This window comes from Rhizobium sp. TBD182, assembly GCF_001950375.1.
Taxonomy (GTDB): Bacteria; Pseudomonadota; Alphaproteobacteria; order Rhizobiales; family Rhizobiaceae; genus Agrobacterium; species Agrobacterium tumefaciens.
The window spans coordinates 24,488-45,546 of record NZ_BDLN01000002.1 but is presented as its reverse complement, the minus strand read 5'-3'; the positions used below and the strand labels follow the sequence as shown (position 1 = coordinate 45,546).

The 21,059-nt window shown below is 59.3% G+C and carries 16 protein-coding genes; 8 read left to right on the top strand and 8 right to left on the bottom strand.

Annotation, left to right across the window (positions count from 1 at the left end; genetic code table 11):
• Window positions 1–251: 251 nt before the first annotated feature.
• The 7 genes from T18_RS09030 to T18_RS09000 form a co-directional block, all read right to left on the bottom strand.
• Window positions 252–446: a hypothetical protein gene (locus tag T18_RS09030; RefSeq protein WP_013761494.1), complete on the bottom strand. Its 195-nt coding sequence runs from the start codon at window positions 444–446 to the stop codon at window positions 252–254.
• Between the two features lie 158 nt (window positions 447–604).
• Window positions 605–1,723: a pyridoxal-phosphate-dependent aminotransferase family protein gene (locus tag T18_RS09025; protein ID WP_038493914.1), complete on the bottom strand. Its 1,119-nt coding sequence runs from the start codon at window positions 1,721–1,723 to the stop codon at window positions 605–607.
• Between the two features lie 3 nt (window positions 1,724–1,726).
• A complete protein-coding gene (locus T18_RS09020; RefSeq protein WP_038493911.1) occupies window positions 1,727–2,512 on the bottom strand; it encodes an ABC transporter ATP-binding protein in 786 nt (261 codons plus the stop codon).
• The gene (locus tag T18_RS09015; RefSeq protein ID WP_019564598.1) at window positions 2,509–3,312 is read right to left on the bottom strand and encodes an ABC transporter ATP-binding protein; all 804 of its coding nucleotides are present in this window, start codon (window positions 3,310–3,312) and stop codon (window positions 2,509–2,511) included. Before T18_RS09015 ends, T18_RS09020 begins: the two co-directional genes overlap by 4 nt.
• Entirely contained in the window at window positions 3,309–4,139 is an 831-nt protein-coding gene (locus T18_RS09010; RefSeq protein WP_038493908.1) for an ABC transporter permease, read from the bottom strand. The genes T18_RS09015 and T18_RS09010 overlap by 4 nt, the downstream gene beginning before the upstream one ends.
• Window positions 4,136–5,125 (bottom strand): ABC transporter permease, encoded by a 990-nt coding sequence (locus tag T18_RS09005; protein WP_038493905.1) that lies wholly within the window; start codon window positions 5,123–5,125, stop codon window positions 4,136–4,138. Before T18_RS09005 ends, T18_RS09010 begins: the two co-directional genes overlap by 4 nt.
• 9 nt (window positions 5,126–5,134) lie before the next feature.
• Window positions 5,135–6,745, bottom strand: coding sequence for an ABC transporter substrate-binding protein (locus T18_RS09000; RefSeq protein ID WP_035199376.1), 1,611 nt, complete (start codon window positions 6,743–6,745; stop codon window positions 5,135–5,137).
• A 375-nt stretch (window positions 6,746–7,120) separates the two neighbouring features.
• Here T18_RS09000 and T18_RS08995 point away from each other — a divergent pair, with 375 nt between their 5' ends.
• The gene (locus T18_RS08995) at window positions 7,121–9,829 is read left to right on the top strand and encodes a DNA translocase FtsK (protein WP_038493902.1); all 2,709 of its coding nucleotides are present in this window, start codon (window positions 7,121–7,123) and stop codon (window positions 9,827–9,829) included.
• 91 nt (window positions 9,830–9,920) lie between these two features.
• Window positions 9,921–10,997 carry an Ldh family oxidoreductase gene (locus tag T18_RS08990; protein WP_038493899.1) on the top strand — a complete coding sequence of 359 codons (1,077 nt, stop codon included), beginning with the start codon at window positions 9,921–9,923 and terminating at the stop codon, window positions 10,995–10,997.
• Between the two features lie 45 nt (window positions 10,998–11,042).
• Here the strand turns inward: T18_RS08990 and T18_RS08985 are convergent, their stop codons facing one another.
• Window positions 11,043–13,037, bottom strand: a complete 1,995-nt coding sequence (locus T18_RS08985; protein ID WP_038493896.1) for a putative bifunctional diguanylate cyclase/phosphodiesterase — start codon at window positions 13,035–13,037, stop codon at window positions 11,043–11,045.
• Window positions 13,038–13,353: 316 nt separating this feature from the next.
• On the opposite strand from T18_RS08985, the gene T18_RS08980 reads away from it, so the two are divergent.
• The 6 genes from T18_RS08980 (at window position 13,354) to T18_RS08955 (ending at window position 20,932) form a co-directional block, all read left to right on the top strand.
• A complete protein-coding gene (locus T18_RS08980; protein ID WP_038493893.1) occupies window positions 13,354–14,400 on the top strand; it encodes a class I SAM-dependent methyltransferase in 1,047 nt (348 codons plus the stop codon).
• Window positions 14,401–14,543: 143 nt separating this feature from the next.
• Complete coding sequence (locus T18_RS08975; RefSeq protein WP_035199372.1) at window positions 14,544–15,368, top strand: bifunctional allantoicase/(S)-ureidoglycine aminohydrolase; 825 nt, start codon at window positions 14,544–14,546, stop codon at window positions 15,366–15,368.
• A 174-nt stretch (window positions 15,369–15,542) separates the two neighbouring features.
• Complete coding sequence (locus tag T18_RS08970) at window positions 15,543–17,048, top strand: sensor domain-containing diguanylate cyclase (protein ID WP_003510668.1); 1,506 nt, start codon at window positions 15,543–15,545, stop codon at window positions 17,046–17,048.
• Window positions 17,049–17,311: 263 nt separating this feature from the next.
• A complete protein-coding gene (locus T18_RS08965; protein WP_038493890.1) occupies window positions 17,312–18,835 on the top strand; it encodes a sugar ABC transporter ATP-binding protein in 1,524 nt (507 codons plus the stop codon).
• A 51-nt stretch (window positions 18,836–18,886) separates the two neighbouring features.
• On the top strand, window positions 18,887–19,888 hold the full coding sequence (locus T18_RS08960; protein WP_025595778.1) for an ABC transporter permease: 1,002 nt from the start codon (window positions 18,887–18,889) through the stop codon (window positions 19,886–19,888).
• Window positions 19,889–19,978: 90 nt separating this feature from the next.
• Window positions 19,979–20,932, top strand: coding sequence for a substrate-binding domain-containing protein (locus T18_RS08955; protein ID WP_003510665.1), 954 nt, complete (start codon window positions 19,979–19,981; stop codon window positions 20,930–20,932).
• Window positions 20,933–21,059: the final 127 nt, after the last annotated feature.

The following is a 21,059-nucleotide window of genomic DNA, read 5'->3' as shown; positions in this document are numbered from 1 at the left end:
CTCTTTGATGGAAAGGGCTTTGCCCTTTCCATCGTCATGCCCGGACTTTGTCCAGAGCATCTGCAAATATTTGATTTTTCGAGATTTTGTAAATCCTCGGGTCAAGCCCGATGATGACGTTGCATGTTTAAAGTGTACGTCACGGATCGCCTGTTTCACCGTGTTTGAGGCTACGCTGAACACATTTCGGCTCAAGGCCGCAGGACGGGAAAACGACGTTTCAACCGCCCCGTCAGCCTGCGCTTAAAAACTTAAATCACAGGATAAAGCGACCAGAAGAACAGTTCGTATTCCTGATCACGGTCGTCATCGTTGGACTGGTCGTCCGGTCTGCGTGGCGTCCTGTCCTGCAAATCCTTCTCGACCCGCTCGTTTATGGCGGGCGTTCTTCGGCCGATGCCAAAGAGGTCAAAGGAGAGCATGTTGAACCCTGCTACCATGGCCATTTCCCTTCTTCACGCGAGTTAACAGTGCGTTAAGTTTCGCGCGTTGCCATGATTTCGTCAAGATTGGCCAAGGAATTTGTCTACCATTTTTAACAACAATGGCGTGACTGACGTTCCGCCAGCACCCGATTTCGCGCAACGAACGTTTATCGGCGCTGTCAGAGTCGCTTCGAGGAGGTGCCGGAATAGCTTTTTTCGGCCGCTTCCAGCGCGGAATCGGTATCTGCGGCATGGCCGAGGCTTCTCAGGGCGCTTGAAACAGCGGTGATATTGGCTTGCACCGAATCCTGGTTGGCGCGCCGGCCGGTGTGATTGAGCCTTATCAGCCGTTCCGCACCGGGACCGACACCGCCCGAGACATCCGCACCTTGCTCCCTGGACGCAGCCGCCAGAAATGCGCCGGCATCCACCGTGTCCGGCAAGATCGCTGTCGAAACCAGAGCAGACGCGTCAGTCTCCTCCACCCACGTCGACATGCCAAGGGCCCTGATGCCGTTACGAGTAGCTGTCGCCGCTCGTTCGTGGCGTTCATTGGCGGATGCCAGACCCTCTGCCTCTATCCGGTCGAGCGCCGCCTCCAGCGCATAGAATTCCAGCGGCGCAGGTGTTCCCGGGAGCGCGCCGCGGCCGGTATCGAGCCAGAGTTTCTTCTGGTCGAGAAGTGAAAGCATGGAGTTCTCAGGTGCATTGCCATGTGAAAGAAGTTTCCAGGCACTTTCGCTGACGGAGATGGCGGATAAGCCCGCCGGGCCTGCCAGCGCCTTTTGCGGGCCGATGACCGCAATATCTATGCCGAGCTGGTCAACCTCGAAGGCATGGCCGCCGATGGAAGCGACGGCATCGACGACCGTGACGACGCCTCTGTCTTTGGCGAGCGCGGCAATGGCGGGCAGGGGGTTGAGAATGCCGCTTGCGGATTCCGCGTGCACGATAGCGAGAAGATCAAAACCTGGCCCTTCGTCCAGCGCTCTCTCGACCTCGTGAAGTGATATCGGCTTTGCCGGAGCGGTGGTCAGGTTGCGAACCGTTGCGCCGCCACGCTCCAGCCAGCCCCCAAACCACGCGCCATAGGGACTAGTGACGATATTGAGCGTTCTCAGACCAGGCCGCGCGAGGCTGGTGGCCGCAGCTTCAAGCGCAAGCACTGCTTCCGCCTGTACCAGAAGCACATCGTTATTCGTGCCCATCAGCGCCGCCAGCCGGTCGGCGAGAGCGGCGTAACGGTCTGCTGGAAAGGCGGGCGGGTCGAGCAGCAATGCGTAATCCGGGGCGGGCATGTCTTATCCTTGCGTGGTGATGGTCAGGCGCGGCGCAGCCTCGATCAGGGTTCTGGCGGTCGAGGATTGCGGCGTGGAAACGATGTTTGCTGTCCTGCCGATCTCGACGATCCGACCCGCCTCCATGATGGCGACGCGGTGGCAGACGGCGCGGATGACCGCGAGGTCGTGGGAAACGAAAATACAGGCGACGGCCGTCTCTCGCTGTATTTCGACCAGCAGTTCTAGAATTTGCCTGCGTACGGAGACATCGAGCGCTGAAACGGCTTCGTCCAGAATGAGAAGGGATGGTCTGAGTGCGATGGCTCTGGCAATTGCCACGCGCTGCCGCTGGCCGCCGGAAAGCTCGAACACCGAGCGGCCGGCATAGCTGGCGGGCAGCCCGACTCGCTCGAGAAGGCGGCGGATTTCCGCCGGGCGTTCGCGTCGTTCGACGATGCGATGAATACGCAGCGGTTCGCCTATGGCATCCTCGACGCTGGCGCGCGGGTTGAACGCGCCATGCGTATCCTGAAACACCATCTGCATATGCCGCCGCGCCGCGCGCAGTTCGCCGCCATCAAGCGTCAGCCAGTCGCGAGTTTCAAAACGGACCGTGCCTTCGTCGGCCGGGATCAGCCGCATCAGGATGCGTGCCAGTGTCGATTTTCCGCAGCCGGAGGGGCCGGCAAGCCCAAGCGTCTCGCCGGGCTGAAGCGAAAAGGATATATCGGACAGTGCTTCCACCGTGCGTGCGCCGGTCCGGTAGGTTTTCGAGAGGTTCTCTACGCTCAGAAGGGCTTCGTTCATGATGCGGCCTCATTGATCAGAGGCGGTGTCGAAAGGTCGAGATAATCTGAGAGCAGTGCGCGCGTATAGTCGTGCGCAGGCGCGGATAACACCCGCCTGGTGGTGCCGTGCTCCACCAGCCGTCCGGCATGCAGAACGGCGATCTCGTCGGCAAGGCCGGAAGCAAGACCAATATCATGGGTGATGAAGACCAGCGTTCTTTCTTCTTCACGCACCAGCCCATCCAGCAGTGCGGCAATCGCGGCCTGGCTTACCGTGTCCAGCGCGCTTGTCGCCTCGTCGGCGATCAGGATTGCGGGGTGCGCGGCAATGGCGGCTGCAATCGCCACACGCTGTCTTTGCCCGCCGGAAAGCTGGTGCGGATAGGCGCCGAGGAGATGGGTGGGATGCGGCAACCGCACCCGTTCCAGAAGATCGCGGGCAAGATCTCGTGCCTGCTTCCATGAAAGGCCAAGATGCCGGACAGCGCCTTCCGCCACCTGTTCACCGATGGTGAGAACCGGGTTCAGCGTCGCACCGGTATCCTGGAAAATATAGCCGATATCGCGACCCGGCTGCGGCCTGTCTGTGAAAAGACCGCTGTCGCGGCTCCAGGAAATATCGCCGGAAACCCGTGCGCTCACAGGCAGAAGCCCGGCAATTGCCTTGGCGAGCGTCGATTTGCCCGAACCGCTTTCGCCGATGATCGCCAACCTTTGTCCCTGCCGGATCGTCAGCGAAATATCCTGCAGCGCCGGTCCGTCGCCGGCCGCATAGCGGACGCTGAGATCGTCGATCCTGCAGAGTGCATTGCCGCTCATGGCGTTTCTTTCCTCGTCGCCATCGCTTTGTTGATTCCCTCCGCGAGAAGATAGACGCCGAGAACCGTGACCAGAAGACCGATGCCGGGGATGACAGAGAGAAACGCCGCCGAGCGCAGGACGTTGCGTCCTTCCGCGATCATCGAACCCCAGGTGACGATATTCGGATCGCCGAGGCCGAGGAAGGACAATGCCGCCTCGGTTAAGATAGCGGCAGCGACGATGATGGCGGCGAGCGCCAGAACCGGCGGCAGCGCATTGGGAAGTATTTGCCGAAACGCGATCTCCAGCGGATACATGCCGATGGCGCGGGCGGACTGCACGTAATCCCGCTCGCGGATACTCAACACCTGCGCCCGCATCAGTCGTGCTGGATCCGCCCAGGCGCCAAGCGCAATCGCAAGGATGACGATGGGCATGGATGGGCCGATGGTGCTGACGAAGGCGAGCGCCAGAAGGAAATTCGGCACGATCTGGAAGGCGTCGGTAACACGCATCAGCGCCTCATCTACGAGGCCACCGGCAAATCCGGCAATTGTGCCGACGACGGTGCCGATCATGAGGGCGGCAGCGGCAGCGCCGATGCCGACGAGCAGGGATGCCTGCGCACCGTGGGAAAGTCCCGCCAGTACATCGCGGCCCAACCGGTCGGTGCCGAGGGGGAAGGCGGCGTCGGAGAAGGGCGCGATGAGCGGCTCACCGACGATCGACAGCGGGTCACCGGGAAACAGAAGGGGAGCGGCGAGCGCTGTCACAGCTAGCAGTGTCAGGATGATGGCGCCTGCTGCACCTTCGAAACTGCGCAGGAGCCGGAGGGTGAAACTCATGTCTGTTGCTCCCCGCTGCCGATGCGCGGATCGAACACGGCATAGAGAATATCAACGACGAGATTGATCAGGATAACGAAAACGGCGCTTGTCAGAATAATGCCCATCAAGAGCGGTGTGTCGCGGCCGCTGACGGCTTCCTGCGCAAGCCGGCCAAAACCGGGAATCGCAAAAACGCTCTCGATCACCACGCTGCCGCCGAGCATGGTTGCCGCTTGCAGGCCAAGCACGGTGACGAGGGGCAGTGCGGCGTTGCGTGCGACATGGCGCAGCACGATCCGCCGTCTCGAAAGCCCTTTGGCCTTGGCGAAGAGTACGAAATCCAGCGGCCAGACCGCCGCCATGGCAGTACGCATGACACGCAGGAAAAGCGCCAGATAGATCAGGCCGAGACTGGCGACCGGCAGGACAAGATGGCGGGCAATATCGAGCGCCCTTGCAAATCCCTGTTTTCCGGATGCGATGGTTTCGATGCCGGATGTTGGCAGCCACCTCAGTTGCACGGCAAAGACGATGGCGAGCACAAGGCCGAGCCAGAACCCCGGCGTGGCGTAGAGCGCCAGCGACAGGGCCGAGAGTACCCGGTCGGTCAACCCGCCGGGATGGGCGCCCGCCAGGATGCCGAGCGCGGTGCCGGTGATGAAAGCAAGTGCGGTGGCACTGCCCATCAGGAGCAGCGTGTTCGGCAGCCGTTCGAGTATCAGCCCCAGCACCGGTCGGTCAAACGCAAGCGACCAGCCGAAATCGAGTCGCAGCACCGAGCTGGCGTAAAGCCAGAAGCGGGCCAACACCGAACCGTTCAGACCATATTGCTCGCGCAGGGCATCCCGCAGTCCGGCGTCGCCGCCACCGATGGAGACGAGATAGGCGTCAACCGCGTCACCGGATGCGTTTTCAAGCAGCACGAAGGTAAAGACTAGAACGATCAGCAGCACTGGAATGGCGCTGATCACCCTTCGCCGTAGCAATGTCGCCGCGCGCCTCACGGCGCTTCCTCAGGTGCCGACCACCGTATCCGCCCAGTTGGAAACGGCCCAGCGTGGATTGCTGGCGACGTGTTTGACAGTATCGCGCGCAACCGTGATGAAACCCCATTCGGCGACATTGATCAGCGGCAGATCGGCGGCGACCTGCTTCTGGAAATCCTTGTAGAGTACCGTGCGGGCTGCCGTGTCCACGGTTTCCGCCGCCTTGTCGATCAGTGCATCGAGCGCCTTGTTCTCATAGCCGCCCTGATTGGAGAAGCCGACGCCGGCAGGAATGCCGGAGCGAACGAGAATGGTGGTGGAGATCGCCGGATCGCCACGGAAGACCGGGGGCGCGATGGCGAGATCGAAGGCATGGTCGGTATAGACGGCCTTCTGGTGCGCGGCGGCATCATTGTTGACCAGCTCAGCATCGATGCCGATTTCCTGTAGCGCCTGGCGAAGATAGGAACCGAATTGCTTGGTTTCATTGAAGTAAGGGGCCGGCAAAAGCTTCAGTGAAAATCGCGTTCCGTTCGCTCCGCGTGCATAACCCGCCTCGTCCAGCAGGGCGTTCGCCTTGGCGACGTCGAAATCGTATGTCTCGACGTCCCCCGTGTAAAACTGGGGTGCATTTTTCGGTACGGGGCCGGTCGATGCAGTGGCGTAACCGAGGAAGACCTTGTCGATGACGAATTTCTTGTCGATGGCGTGGGCGATCGCCTTCCTGACCTTGAGGTCGGCCAGCTCCTTGCGGCGGTGGTTGATTTCCACGACGAGCTGATAGGTGAGGGCTTCGTAACCCTCCGGGATGACCTTGATGCCCGGCTCCTTCGCGATGCGGGCAAGATCGGCAAGCGGCACGGCGGAAAAGGCCGCGAGGTGGATTTCTTCGGCTTCAAGCGCAGAAGCGGCGCCCGCCCGGTCGGGCAGAACGCGATAGATGATCTCATCGAGTTGCGGCTGGTTCTTGCCCCAGTAATTGGGATTGCGGGTCAGGCGGTAATATTCGCCGGGCTTATATTCCGCAAAAACGAAAGGTCCGGTGCCGACTGGTTTCGTATTGGCCGGATTGGTGGCGATATCGCTGCCTTCATAAAGGTGTTTCGGCACGACGCTGGTAACAACCGGCAAAGCGTTGCGGATGAGCTGGAAGGGTGTCGGCTTGGAGAAGCGGAAAATGGCCGTGTGGTCATCAGGCGTATCCACTTTTTCAAGATTGGCAAAGACCAGCCGCCCAAGGTTTTGCAGCGGCTTCCAAACCGAAAGTGCGGAAAAGGCCACATCTGCGGAGGTGAAGGGTTTGCCGTCATGCCAGGTCACGCCTTCGCGCAGCTTGAACGTGGCACTCAAACCGTCCTCCGATCCATGCCATTCCGTCGCAAGCCTTGGTTCCAGCCCGTCCCTGCCATTGAAGGAGGCTTCCGCCAGCGGCTCAACGATCTTGCTCGAGATATAGAACACGCCGTTGGAGGCAACGATGGCCGGGTTGAGGTTCTTCGGCTCCGAATCGGCCGCAACGATCAACCGCCCACCGGGCTTTGACTGCTGCGCGGCGGCGATGCCCGCAAGTCCGGTGGTTGCGGCAAGAAGGAGCGAGGTCTTTAGAAGCGAGCGGCGGGACAGGTGGACAGGCGACATGAGGTTCACTCCGGAATGAGGGCGGGCGGGCCTTTCCGCTGGGCCGCGGCCTGCCCGATCTTAAGACTGCAACCGCAGCAGTGTCCACGTTAATTCACGGGCTTTACAGCAATGATTTTACGTTGCGCGACCGCTTGCGGAAACAATATGCTTCAAGGCGCCACTCCCCTTTTCTTAAGCCGCGCCCGTTGCCGTAAAACGGCGATGAAAAACTGATTTAACGCAATAAATATAGAGGCTTGGAGTGCCGATTCCTTGCTGGTGCATGTCACGTCTCACCTGTGGCTAAAGCGAAATTCTGCCTGCGTGACCCGGTTTGGAAAGGGGTAATTAACCTTTATTTTCTATTTCAGGGAGACCGAAATATGTACGTTTATGATGAGTGTGCACGCTGCCATGAGCTTCTCCCGATCCAGATTCCAGAATTCGTCCAATAGCGTAGGGGAGGGGAGCGATAAGGCTCGTCATGCCGGCGGCAAGGCCGTTGCCGGTCAGGAGCAGGCCGCGGCAATGAAGGCGGGTGTTGTGCCCCGGCCGAATGCCGATGTCAGTGCTGCCGACGCCATCGAAGGCCGCGCTGAAATGCCGGGCTGGCAGAATGCTTTCGTGCTTGGCCCGAATGTGCGTTTCACCCGCACGCCGGAAAGCGCCTTTAGCCGGCGCATGCCGGTCGAGACGCCGCATCTTGCGGAAGAGGAGGCACCCGCCGACATCCTGTCTGAAGCTGCCGAGCCTGAGATGGTCGTGCAGCCGGAGGCTGCTGTACAGGAGCCTGCAATTGCGACGGTCGTAAAGTCGCCGGAGCCGCGCATTCAACCGCCACGCATGCCGTTTCTGCCGCAGCCGCCGGATGCGCGGGGCGCAAGGGCGCTGACCTACAAATTGCGACTGGAGCTTGCGCGCAAACAGGCGGAAGAAGCCGCTGCAGCAGCGCTGATGCCGCCTCAGCCGGTTGATGCAGCCGCCGTCTTCGAAGCGCCGGTGCCGGGAACCGATTCACCTGTTCAGCCGCTGCCCGCCGCGTCGGTTGCATCTGTCGAACAAGTTGTAACGCCGCAGGCATCCATTCCCGCCTTTGCCGCCCATCTGCCGGATGAGCTTTTCTGGGAAGTGATGACGCTCGATCTGCCGGATGACGCCGGCGAAGGCCTTCCCGCATCTGCGCGCACCGTTCTCGCAAACCCGTTGCTGACAGCGCCTGCGATTGCCCCGACGCTGGCATCCGCATCTCCGGCCGCTCCGGCAATCCGGCTTTCGGCCGTACCGCCGGTCATCAGGATTCCGGGTGGTTCAGCGATCAGGCTTTACCGCGAAATCGGCGTGCATCATCCTGCAATTCCAGCCCCAACTCAGGTCGTTGAACCAGAGGTCGCTCCGCAGCCGGTCGTGGAGACGGTCGCAGTTGCTGAGCCGCAGAGACCTGTTGAGCAGGTTCAGCTGGCGGAAAGAGTCGTTGCCGAGCCACGTTTCACGCCCCGCGCGCCCATCCAGGCCTCGCAGCCTATGTTCCGGGAAGCGCCGGTCTTTGCAGACGGCGAATATGAATACCCCTCCATCGATCTTCTGCAGCAGGCTCGCGTCCAGCAGACCACGACCATGACGCCGGAGGCGCTAGAGCAAAGCGCCGGCCTGCTGGAAAGCGTGCTGGAGGATTTCGGCATCAAGGGCGAGATCATCGATGTGCGCCCCGGCCCAGTTGTGACGCTTTACGAATTCGAGCCCGCCCCCGGCGTGAAGTCCTCGCGCGTTATCGGCCTGTCGGACGATATCGCCCGCTCGATGTCGGCGCTCTCGGCGCGTGTCGCCGTCGTGCCCGGCCGCAATGTCATCGGTATCGAGCTTCCCAATCCGGTGCGCGAGACGGTCTATCTGCGCGAGCTTATCGAAGCGACCGATTACAGCGAGACCCGCCAGAAGCTAGCCCTTTGCCTTGGCAAGACCATTGGTGGCGAACCTGTCATCGCCGAACTGGCGAAGATGCCGCATCTGCTCGTTGCCGGTACCACCGGTTCGGGCAAGTCGGTCGCCATCAACACCATGATCCTGTCGCTGCTCTACCGGTTGAAGCCGGAGGAATGCCGGCTGATCATGGTCGATCCCAAGATGCTCGAGCTTTCGGTTTATGACGGCATTCCGCATCTTCTGACCCCTGTCGTCACCGATCCGAAGAAGGCGGTCATGGCACTGAAATGGGCCGTACGCGAAATGGAAGACCGCTATCGCAAAATGTCGCGTCTCGGTGTGCGCAATATCGACGGTTACAACGCAAGGGCCGCTGCCGCCCGCGCCAAAGGGGAGACGGTGTTCTGCAACGTGCAGACCGGCTTCGACCGCGCAACCGGCGAAGCTGTCTACGAGCAGGAGGAAATGGACCTCACCGCCATGCCCTATATCGTCGTCATCGTCGACGAGATGGCCGACCTGATGATGGTCGCAGGCAAGGAGATCGAAGGCGCGATCCAGCGCTTGGCGCAGATGGCGCGCGCTGCCGGTATCCATCTCATCATGGCCACCCAACGCCCCTCGGTCGATGTCATCACCGGCACGATCAAGGCCAACTTCCCCACCCGCATTTCCTTCCAGGTGACCTCGAAGATCGACAGCCGCACCATCCTTGGCGAACAGGGTGCCGAACACCTGCTCGGCCAGGGCGACATGCTGCACATGATGGGTGGCGGCCGCATCTCCCGTGTCCACGGTCCGTTCGTGTCGGACGAGGAAGTGGAAAAGGTCGTGGCGCATCTGAAGACCCAAGGTCGGCCTGAATATCTCGGCACCGTTACGGAAGACGCCGACGAGGCTGACGACGAGGCGGAAGAGGAAACGGCGGTCTTCGACAAGACATCGATGGGCGACGACGATAGCGACGATCTCTATGAAAAGGCCGTTAAGGTGGTGATGCGCGACAAGAAATGCTCCACCTCCTATATCCAGCGCCGCCTGTCGATCGGATACAATCGTGCCGCCTCCCTGGTCGAGCGCATGGAGCAGGAAGGCATTGTCGGTCCCGCCAACCATGTCGGCAAGCGCGCCATCATCGCCGGTGAGCGCGACACCTACGAGGCGATTGGCGGCGACGACTGATTGATCCATTCGGGGCGCGATATTCGATTGCAAAAACGCGCCCCGTGACTAGCTTGTGCGGCATGGATTCTGGAATCGGGAGGTTCCCCTGATGTCGCACAGCAATGAAAATGTCACCGTCCTCGCAAGGCTGGATGAACTGGAGCGGTTTTGCCGTTCCGTTTTCCTGGCTGTCGGCACCGATGATGAAACCGCCGATGCGGCGACCCGCGCCATGATGCATGGCACACGGCTGGGCGTAGACAGCCACGGCGTTCGGCTTCTTGCTCACTACGTCGCAGGACTTGAAGGCGGGCGTCTCAATCCGCGGCCGCAGATCAGCCGCGTGTCCGGCTTCGGCGCAGTGGAGACGATCGATGCCGACCATGCCCATGGCGCCCGCGCTACCTATGCGGCCATGGACAGCGCCATGGCGCTTGCTGGGAAATTCGGCATCGGCGCCGTTGCGATCAGGAATTCCTCGCATTTCGGCCCCGCTGGCGCTTACGTGCTGGAGGCGGCGCGGCAGGGGTATATCGGCATTGCCTTTTGCAACTCCGACAGTTTCGTGCGCCTGCATGACGGCGCGATGCGTTTCCACGGCACCAACCCCATTGCAGTCGGCGTGCCGGCAGCCGATGACATGCCCTGGCTTCTGGACATGGCCACCAGCGCCGTGCCCTATAACCGGGTTCTGCTTTACCGCAGCCTGGAACAGCAATTGCCGGAAGGAGTTGCGTCTGATGGCGACGGTATCGACACGCAGAACCCCAATGCCGTTGAAATGCTGGCTCCGCTGGGCGGTGCCTTCGGTTTCAAGGGAGCGGCGCTTGCGGGAATGGTGGAAATCTTTAGCGCCGTTCTCAGCGGCATGAAGCTCAGTTTCGATATCGCCCCAATGTCGGGGCCTGATTTTTCCAAGCCGCGCGGGCTTGGGGCCTTCGTTCTGGCGTTGAAGCCGGAAGCCTTCCTTGAACGCGAAGTGTTCGACGAGGGCATGAAACGCTATCTCGAGGTACTGCGGGGATCGCCAGCGCGGGAGGACTGCAAGGTCATGGCGCCGGGCGATCGTGAATGGGCGGTAGCGGCAAAGCGGGAGAGGGAGGGCGCACCTGTCGATCCCGTCACGCGTGCTGCGTTTTCGGAACTTGCAGCAAAATTCTCGATCATTCCGCCCGCATATCACTAAGACGGGGCCTGTCGGTGACGGTGGCTTGCCGCCGCCATCGCATCGTCAGGCGGGGCGCTGTAGCATTTTGGGCTGCGGGTAGGGGGTAGTCGCCACGTTCAGCCTTTCGGCGACGACCGGGCGTCCGATATAATAACCCTGCGCATAATCGATCTCTAGCTGGCGCACGAGCCTCAGCTGCTCTTCCGTCTCCACGCCTTCGATCAGGATCTTGTGGCCGCGATTGCGGATGAGACGGATCATGTCCTGCAACATCGCCCGGCCACGGGGTGTCTTGCTGTCATGCAGGAAGGAGCGGTCAATCTTTACGGTATCGAAATCCGTCATTCGCAGCCAGGAAAGGCCCGCAAATCCGGTTCCGAAATCATCCAGCCATATATTGATGCCGAGCGTCTTCAGATCTTTCAGACAGCGCAATACATCCGAATGCATCTCCATATCCAGACCCTCGGTGATCTCGAAGGCCAGCCTGCCGCCGGCAATCCCCGCCTCAACGAGGATCGCTGCGACCGAAGTGGCAAAACCAGGGTTCTTCAGCTGCATCGGCGATACGTTGACGCTGACCACCGATACCTTGTCATCGGCCAGTATCTGCCGGCAGGCGGTCTTTATGGTCCAGAGACCGAGCTCCATTATCGTGCCGGTGCGTTCGGCAATCGGGATAAAGGTGCCGGGCGAAACGGAGCCACCGTCGAGCAGGCGAAGCCGCATCAACGCTTCGGCTCCTGCCGTCTCGTTGGTCGATATGTTGAGGATCGGCTGATAGACGAGAGAAACGAGGTTTTCCGCGACAGCGATTTTCAGAAGTGCGGCGATATTTTCGGTTTCGTCGCTGGTCTGCGGATCGTCCGGATCGAACAGCTTCATGCAATTGCGGCCATTGGCCTTGGCAATATAAAGCGCCCGGTCGGCCTCGTTGATGATCTTTTCGAGCTTGCCATCCGGATTGGGACGGGTGAAAGACGCGCCAATGCTGACGGTGACGATGAAGGTTCCGTCCCGGCGCTGATCGTGCGAAAGCGACAGGTCTTCGACGGTGTGGCGGATGGTTTCGGCAAGCTCACCCACCTGCTGTCTGGACTTGAACGGAGCGAGTACGATGAACTCCTCACCGCCATAACGGCCGATGGAGGCGCCATGGTCGATGATCGCGTCCTGCAGGGCGTTGCCCACTGTCACGAGGCACTTGTCGCCTTCCTGGTGGCCGTAGCGATCATTGTATTTCTTGAAGAAATCCACGTCGATCAGAAAGACGGCGAAACCTTCCCCCTTCTTGCTCCAATTGTCCCACAACAGGCGCAGATGCTGGTCGATGGCGCGGCGGTTCTGCAGGCCTGTCAGGGAATCGGTATTTGAAAGCCGCAACAGCGCCTGCCCGCGCTCGTCCGCCGCTTTCTGCTGGGCCTTGGCTTCCAGTGCGTTGAGAAAGACGTGGTAGCGTTCCCGGTTCAGGTTCCAGTTCACGTAAGAGGTGAAGACGAAGCAGGAGATATAGAAGGTGCCGAAAGCGAGCTTGTAGAACGCATCTTCGGGAAACTGCGTCGCCGCCAGAAAGTAGGTGACGAGAATGATGCCCGATGACACGAGCGAAAGATGGAAGCGGAAGGTGAAAAACAGATTGGCGCCCATCATGAAGATCGCCCCGAAAACCATGTAATAGGACATGTTTTCGAGATTGTCGGTCAAGAGCGAGGGCACAAGCCAGCCAATATAGCCCATGACGAGCGCAGTGGCGCAGGTGAGGTCAAGTGCGGCGGTGCTCGCGCCCATGCGCAATTGAATTTCGAGTGTGAGCAGGGACGTCAGGACGACGATAACTCTTGCGATTATGGTGTAAAATGCGACGTCGGGCACCAGAATGATGTCGGTAATGGCAAATAGCAGATAGATGAAAACAGCCGTCCACAGGCCCCGCCTGATCGAACCCCGGCGGCTACGCTCACCTTCCTGCTGGTAAAGGGCAAGAAGTTCATCAGAAAACCGGGCGTCCGGCCGCCGATATTCTTGCTGTCCACTCACCTCGCCTAACGTGTGCTTCATGCACTTTCCCATAGTGTTGCGTATACTTTATCAAGTAACTGCTTATTCGACCTTTGCGTGTACTTTCACGATAAGCGCGATTTCCTGCCGATTTCTCTCCATGCGGGCGGAAACATGAAAAGCAAGAGCGCATCATACGCTCGCAACATTAAGTTTCACTAAATCGCGTATCCGCTTTCTCCTCCGGTCCACGAGTGTGACCAAAAAAATACGCTAATAAACTAATGTATCCCTACACTGCTCAAAAATCGAAAGCGAGTGGCCTTCCGTCTCCCAGAAACGTATAGTTAACAATGTGTTAATACTGGAGGCTGAAGTGAGGCAGGTAAAGAAAAGAAATCTGGACGGGGCAAGTCTGATCACTCCTGATACTGTCGCAAAAGAGATTTTTGCACGGAAAACGGAAGCGTTCGATGAGCATTTCGCAGTTGCGAAAGCAGAGATCGCGATCATTCTCGAATTGGCACAACAGCAGTTCGAAAATGGTGTTTCAGCACATGAGATAATACATCGAACGGCAGGCGCACTGCATGGCCTGCGCGAAAAGCTCCACTCAAGCGTGTGGGCTGAACTAATTCCTCTGGTGCAGAATCACTCCGTGTCGGACTATTTTCTGGAAGATCCCTTCACGCGCTGGTCGTTCGAAAAGCCGCGGGGCTATTCGGGCGATGCGCAGCTTCTCGACTTCATCTACGGTCACGACAGCGTTGCCGATAAGGTGAAGAACGCAACGCCGCTTGGCGCGGCTCTCTACAATTATACGAAGGACGCCAGTTCCTCGGTCGCTGTCCGCGAGCGGCGGGATTTGCTGACCCGGTTTGTTGACGAGGCTGCGGCCCGGCATGGAAGCGAAACGGAAATCCTCACCATTGCTTCGGGACATCTGCGCGAGGCGGATGCATCCGTGGCCTTGAAAGAGGGCAAGATCCGGCGCTGGGTGGCGCTCGATCAAGATCCCCTGAGTGTCGGTTCCGTTGCCCGCGATTTCAACGGCAGCTGCATCGAGGCGATTGACGGTTCGGTGCGTGACATTGTCCTGCGTTCGCACGAGCTCGGCAAATTCGATCTGGTATATGCCGCCGGTCTTTACGATTACCTGAATGACAAGGTGGCGATCAAGCTCACGCGGCGCTGCATGGAGATGCTGAAGCCCGGTGGAATGTTCCTCTTCGCCAACTTCTCCGAAGACATTGTGGTCGATGGCTACATGGAGACGTTCATGAACTGGGCGCTGCTGTTGCGTTCGAAGGCGGATATGTGGCGGATCGTCAACGCCAGCGCCGATCCCGCAAGTATCGAGGCGGAGGTATTTTTCGGCGAAAACCACAATATCGTCTATGCCACGATGCGCAAAAAGGCCTGAGCCCAACCTCGTTTCGCATGTCCGCGCGAAATAGGCCGCCCGCATTTTACCATGCGGGCGGCAAGGCCTGTGCACGCCAATAATTATTTGATTAAACGTCGCTACAGGCCTAAGAATTCGCGCGAAATGCGTTGCAGAATGGAATGGCTGAAATGAAGAAATATTATTCGGATATGGGCGGTCTGCCGGGTCAGACGGAACTGCTGTCGAGCAAGGCTGTTTTCAAGACTGCCTATGCGGTCATCCCCAAAACCGTCATGTCCGATATCGTGACGAGCGTGCTCCCGCACTGGACAGGGACCCGGGCCTGGATCATCGCCCGACCGATGACCGGTTTTTCCGAGACTTTTGCGCAATATATCGTTGAAGTCCAGCCTGGCGGCGGCAGTGAGCGGCCGGAGCCGGACGCAAGCGCGCAAGCGGCGATCTTTGTCGTTGATGGTGAAATGACCGTGGAATTTGAGGGTGTGCAGCATGCATTGCGGACCGGCTCCTTCGCCTTCCTGCCCGCCGGCTCGCGCTGGCAGCTGCGCAATTCCGGCACGGCACCAGTCAAGTTCCACTGGGTCCGCAAGGCGTTTCAGGCGGTGGACGGGCTGGAGCCGCCGCCGGCGATCTTCACGCATGAAGATGAGCGCGCTCTGTCGGCGATGCCCGATACGGACGGCAAATGGGCGACCACCCGGTTTATCGATCCCGACGACGTGCGTTACGACATGCACCTCAACATCGTCAGCCTGGAGCCGGGCGCTACCATTCCTTTCATGGAAACCCATGTCATGGAGCACGGTCTTTACGTGCTGGAAGGCAAGGCGGTTTACCGGCTGAACGAGGATTGGGTGGAAGTGCAGGCGGGTGATTTCATGTGGCTGCGCGCTTTTTGCCCGCAGGCTTGCTATGCGGGCGGGCCGGGCCGTTTCCGCTACCTGCTCTACAAGGATGTGAACCGCCACGTGAAGCTCTGGTAACGGGCGGAATCTTGGCGAAACCGAGATTTATCGCGCAATCCGTTGGCTTGCGCGATAAAGGCTTGCGTTGGATCGAATATCCCTAATAAATCCAGATATGCGGTCAGTCATCGCTGTCTCGCACGATTTCGGCATTCGGCATCCGCCCTTATTATCCTGAAGAAGACTGCCCGTATGATTGAAACGATCGATACCAATATCTTCAATCTTGCCCCTGTGGCGATGTGGATCGAGGATTTCAGCGAGGTGAAAAGCCAGTTCGATATCTGGCGGGCGCAGGGCGTCGAGGACATCCGGGCGTTTTTGCTGGAAGATCTATCGCGGGTGGCGGCGTGCTCGCAGAAAATCCGCGTTGTGCAGGTTAATGCCAAGACACTTGAACTGTTCGAAGCGCGGGACAAGGCGCATCTGATCGATAATCTGCACCGGATTTTCCGCGATGACATGCTTGAAAGCCATGTGAACGAGCTTTCCGAGCTTTGGGCTGGAAAAACCGAATTCATCAGCAACGCCGTCAATTACTCGATTGGCGGAAAGCGGCTGGATATCCAGCTGCGCGGTGCGGTCATACCCGGCTACGAACAGACACTCGGGCGGTTGCTGCTGACCACAGAGGATGTGACGGAACGTGAGGAGGCTCGCCGCAAGGAGCTTTTCAACCGCCGTTATGCTGAAGGCATGTTCCAACATTCGCCCGTTTCCCTCTGGGTGGAGGATTTCAGCCGGGTTCGGCGTCTGATCGAGGAGGTCAGGGAACGCGGCATCATCGACTTCCGGGTGTTCATGGATGTGCATCCCGAATTCGTGCGCCAATGTATGAGCGAAATCCGCGTGATCGACGTCAACCGGGCGACACTGGACCTGTTTTGTGCACCGGACCGTCAGGTTCTGTTGCAGCGGCTTGGCGATATTTTCCGGGGTGAAATGGAAAAGCCCTTCCGCGAACAGCTGATGGAGCTGTGGAACGGCAATCTTAACCATCATCGCGAAGTGGTGAACTACGCGCTGGATGGTTCAGAGCGGCACGTGCTGCTGCATTTCTCCGTTTTTCCGGGCCACGAACGCGATTGGTCACTGGTGCAGGTCGCGCTGACTGATATTACGGCGCGGAAAAAGGCGGAAGCCTATCTCGAATATCTCGGCAAGCACGATGTGCTGACCAAGCTGCACAATCGCGCCTTCTATTCGGACGAAATGAACAGGCTGGAACGCAGCACGATCCGGCCCGTTTCGGCCATCGTCATCGATCTCAATGGCCTCAAGGACGCCAATGACAAGCTCGGGCACGACGCAGGCGACGCGCTGTTGCGGCGCCTTGGCGAAGTCCTGAACGGTGTCGTTACTGCGCCAAACCATGCTGCGCGCATTGGCGGTGATGAATTTGCGATCCTTTTGCCTGGCGCAGACAAGCAGATCGCCGCGGCGATGGTGGATACCATTTACGAACTGCTGAAGATAAACAACCAGTTCTACTCCAATGCGCCGCTTAGTCTTTCGCTGGGCGTGGCAACCAGCGAGGCTGGAGAGACAATGGAATCGCTGGTGCGCCGTGCAGACATGCATATGTACGAGCAGAAAAACGCCTATTACGCCGCGATGCGCAACAGGTCTGCCGACAACAGCGATACAACGAAGGCCTCCCCGCAACCGGAAGCCAGCTCCCTGAAGCGCCTTCTCTAGCCACAGGCATCCCATGGGTGCCTTGCCTCACTGAGGATTTTCAACGCTCTGCGGGACCATGGCCGCCTATTTTTTAGCCCTTAGGCACCATCGTCCTGGTCAAATTTGAGTGTATTCTAAAAGACCAGCGAAATTTGCTTTACGTACCTCAAAACGGACGTTAGCTTCTTCCCAAGAGCTTTGGGAGGAGTTCGTGCATGATGATTTCAAGTAAAATCGAGGGGCAAGATCCGTTCATTCGCACCGGGTACCGGTGACGACACATGGCTTTTGCTGAGGAATCTCCAGATCAGGTCCTTATACGGACTGTCGGGTTGTCCAAGTCTTTCGGTCCCGTCCAGGTTCTGAAGGATATAGAGGTTGCCGTGCGCGCCGGTGAAGTTCACGCCATCATTGGCGAGAACGGGGCTGGTAAATCGACGTTGATGAAACTGCTTGCGGGCAATGAGAAGCCTTCAAGTGGGGAAATCAGGATCGATGGCGAGGCAGTTACGCTGAGCGGACCTGTCGACGCCGAACATCGCGGCATCGTTCTCGTGCATCAGGAAATATTGCTGGCCCCGGATCTGACGGTGGCTCAGAACATCTATCTGGGCCGCGAATTGTGCAAAGGCCCGATGATGGACGACCGCGCCATGCGTGCCGGCGCCCTGAGGGCTATCGCCGATCTCGGCGGTACGATCGATCCCGATGCCGTCGTCGGCAGCCTGTCGATTGCCCAGCGCCAGCTGGTGCAGATAGCCCGCGTTCTGCTCGTGCCGCATCGCGTCGTCATTTTCGACGAGCCGACCGCAAGCCTCACGCCCATTGAAACCGATGCGCTGTTGAACGTTATCAGGGACATAAGGGCAAAGGGCGTGGCCGTGCTCTATATTTCGCACCGCCTGCCGGAGGTGAAGGAGATTGCCGACCGTGTGACCGTTCTGCGCGATGGCAGGTTGGTCGGCTCCCACCCAATATCGGCGCTTGAGCCCGCCGATATGGCGCGGTTGATGGTGGGACGCGATGTCGCCAAGCTCTATCCGGACAGGAACGCCGGCGGCGAGCACAAGCCTGTCTTACAGGTGGAGCATTTCACCGTTCCCGGCTATGCGCAGGATGCCGGTTTCAGCCTGCGAAAGGGCGAAATCCTCGGTTTTGCTGGTCTCGTCGGCGCGGGCAGAACGGAGCTTATGGAGGGCGTGCTTGGCCTGCGTCCAGGGCGGGGGACGATCCGCCATCTCGGAAAGCCTGTGCATTTTGCAAAGGCGGAAGACAGTCTGAAGGCCGGTATCGTTTATCTGAGCGAGGATCGGAAGGGCAAGGGATTGCTGCTGACGAAGGACTTGCGGGTCAATCTCACACTCGCCTCGCTGAGGAAATTCAGCCGCCTGTTCCAGATCGATATCCGTCGAGAGAAGGCAGCGCTCGATGATGCGGTGCGTGATTTCGATATTCGCACGGGAAGCAAGGACTTGCTCGCGGGCCAGCTGTCCGGCGGTAACCAGCAAAAGCTGCTGCTCGCCAAGATGATGCTGCTCGATCCATCGATCGTCATCATCGACGAGCCAACACGGGGTATCGATATCGGCACCAAGGAACAGATCTACCGTTTCATAGCAAAGCTTGCAGACGAGGGCAGGTCGACCATCGTTGTGTCCTCGGAGATGCCGGAACTGATCGGCATCTGCGACCGCGTCCTTGTAATGCGCTCCGGCAGGATCGTCGGCGAGGTGACGGGGGAACGCATGACCGAAAACGATATCGTGGCACTCGCGACTGGCGTGCACACGCAGGAGTTCGCCTGAGGGCTGATGTCCCGGCAGATTGGCCTGAAGAAAAGACAATTGAGGGGAAATATGACTGAGGCCGCACTTGATAACGGCAAAACGCCGAAGACCTCGAAAGACTGGGACCTGCGCGCCGTTGCGCCCTTTGTGGCGCTGGCTTTGCTGCTGGTTCTCGGCGCCGTCGCAAATCCGAATTTCATCGGCATCGACAATCTGCTGAACGTGGTTACCCGCAGCGCCTTCATCGCCATCATTGCGCTCGGCGCCACATATGTCATCACATCCGGCGGACTTGATCTCTCCGTCGGCGCGATGGTGGCTTTCGTTGCCAGCCTGATGATCCTGTTCATGAACAGTGGCGTTATTGCCAATCCGCTGGTGATGCTACTGGCCGCCATGGCGCTGGCTATCGCCATCGGCGCCGCTTGCGGGCTTGCAAACGGCCTCATCACCACCATCGGCCGCATCGAGCCCTTCATCGCCACGCTTGGCACCATGGGCATTTATCGTGGGCTGACCACCTGGCTGTCGCAGGGTGGCGCGATCACGCTGCGCAACCCGGAAATCCAGACGCTTTATCGCCCGGTCTATTTCGGCAATGTGATCGGTGTGCCGGTGCCGGTCATTGTCATCTTCGTCACTGCCGCCATCGCCGCTTTCGTGCTTTATCGTACCCGTTACGGCAGGCATCTGACGGCGGTGGGTTCCAGCGAGGATGTGGCGCGTTACTCCGGTATCTCGGTCGTTCGCGTCCGCACGATTGCCTATGTGGTTCAGGGGCTTTGCGTCGCCGTTGCCGTCCTGCTTTACGTGCCGCGTCTTGCCTCCACTTCGGCCACTACAGGCATGTTGTGGGAGTTGCAGGCCATCACCGCCGTCGTCGTCGGCGGCACGGCGCTACGGGGTGGTGTGGGCCGCATCTGGGGTACGATTTGCGGCGCCTTCATTCTGGAAATCGTGGGCAACATCATGATCCTGTCGAACTTCGTCAGCGAATATCTGATCGGTGCCATTCAGGGCGCGATCATCATCATCGCCATGCTGGTGCAGCGTTCGCTCAGCCGCAGATAGCCGGACGATCGATGAGACATCTGGCCGCGCAATCTGGGGCATGCGCGGTTTAAACAGGAGGAACGCCCCGGTCTTGGGAGGAAATAGACTATGCGTAGAAAATTCATCGGCGTGGCATTTGTCGCGCTGGCTGCCGTTCTTGCGGGTTCTGCCCATGCGCAGGAGAAGAAGGTAACGATCGGGGTATCCATTCCGGCGGCCGACCACGGCTGGACGGCGGGCGTCGTTTACCATGCCGAACGGGTGGCAAAGCTTCTGATGAAGGAGCATCCGGGTCTGAACGTCATCGTCAAGACCTCGCCGGATGCCGCCAACCAGGCAAACGCGCTTCAGGATCTTGCCGTGCAGGGGCTGGACGCATTGGTCGTGCTGCCGTCTGATCCCGATCCGCTCGTCAACGCCATCAAGGAGATCAAGGACAAGGGCACCTTTGTCGCGCTCGTCGACCGCGCGCCGAGCGTCAACGACAATTCGATCCGCGATCTCTACGTTGCGGGTAACAATCCGGCACTCGGACAAGTGGCAGGCGAATACATCAAGAAAACCACGCCTGATGCGGAAGTGGTGGTCATTCGCGGTCTGCCGATTCCGATCGACCAGCAGCGCCAGGATGGTTTCGACAAGGGTATTGCCGGCTCCAGCGTCAAGGTTCTCGACCGCCAGTACGGCAACTGGAACCGCGACGACGCCTTCCGCGTGATGCAGGACTACCTGACCAAATACAAGAAGATCGACGTGGTCTGGTGTCAGGACGACGACATGGCGGTTGGCGTGCTGGAGGCAATCCAGCAGGCGAAACGCACCGATATCAAGTATATCGTTGCTGGCGCCGGTTCCAAGGACATGATCAAGCGCGTAATGGACGGCGACAAGCTAATTCCGGTCGACGTGCTCTATCCGCCGGCGATGGTGGCGACCGCCATGCAGCTTACGGCAGGTCATTTTTACGATCAGGTGCCTGTTGCTGGCGAGTATATTCTCGACGCTACGCTCATCACCAAGGACAATGCCAAGCAGTTCTACTTCCCGGATTCGCCGTTCTGATAAGCCGTTTCCGGCTAAGCAACGCCCGCTGAAAGGCAGGCGTTGCATCCGCACTCCTGCACCCCGGACCAGATTCGGGGTGCAGCGCGATCAGGTCGTTGATCGCGATAGAGTCCTTCATAGCGCG

Bases quoted from the DNA above. Each gene is read 5' to 3' on its own strand.
- T18_RS09030 (WP_013761494.1), bottom strand. From the start codon at position 446: ATGGCCATGGTAGCAGGGTTCAACATGCTCTCCTTTGACCTCTTTGGC.
- T18_RS09025 (WP_038493914.1), bottom strand. From the start codon at position 1,723: ATGCCCGCCCCGGATTACGCATTGCTGCTCGACCCGCCCGCCTTTCCA.
- T18_RS09020 (WP_038493911.1), bottom strand. From the start codon at position 2,512: ATGAACGAAGCCCTTCTGAGCGTAGAGAACCTCTCGAAAACCTACCGG.
- T18_RS09015 (WP_019564598.1), bottom strand. From the start codon at position 3,312: ATGAGCGGCAATGCACTCTGCAGGATCGACGATCTCAGCGTCCGCTAT.
- T18_RS09010 (WP_038493908.1), bottom strand. From the start codon at position 4,139: ATGAGTTTCACCCTCCGGCTCCTGCGCAGTTTCGAAGGTGCAGCAGGC.
- T18_RS09000 (WP_035199376.1), bottom strand. From the start codon at position 6,745: ATGTCGCCTGTCCACCTGTCCCGCCGCTCGCTTCTAAAGACCTCGCTC.
- T18_RS08995 (WP_038493902.1), top strand. From the start codon at position 7,121: ATGATGAGTGTGCACGCTGCCATGAGCTTCTCCCGATCCAGATTCCAG.
- T18_RS08990 (WP_038493899.1), top strand. From the start codon at position 9,921: ATGTCGCACAGCAATGAAAATGTCACCGTCCTCGCAAGGCTGGATGAA.
- T18_RS08985 (WP_038493896.1), bottom strand. From the start codon at position 13,037: ATGAAGCACACGTTAGGCGAGGTGAGTGGACAGCAAGAATATCGGCGG.
- T18_RS08975 (WP_035199372.1), top strand. From the start codon at position 14,544: ATGGCTGAAATGAAGAAATATTATTCGGATATGGGCGGTCTGCCGGGT.
- T18_RS08970 (WP_003510668.1), top strand. From the start codon at position 15,543: ATGATTGAAACGATCGATACCAATATCTTCAATCTTGCCCCTGTGGCG.
- T18_RS08965 (WP_038493890.1), top strand. From the start codon at position 17,312: ATGGCTTTTGCTGAGGAATCTCCAGATCAGGTCCTTATACGGACTGTC.
- T18_RS08960 (WP_025595778.1), top strand. From the start codon at position 18,887: ATGACTGAGGCCGCACTTGATAACGGCAAAACGCCGAAGACCTCGAAA.
- T18_RS08955 (WP_003510665.1), top strand. From the start codon at position 19,979: ATGCGTAGAAAATTCATCGGCGTGGCATTTGTCGCGCTGGCTGCCGTT.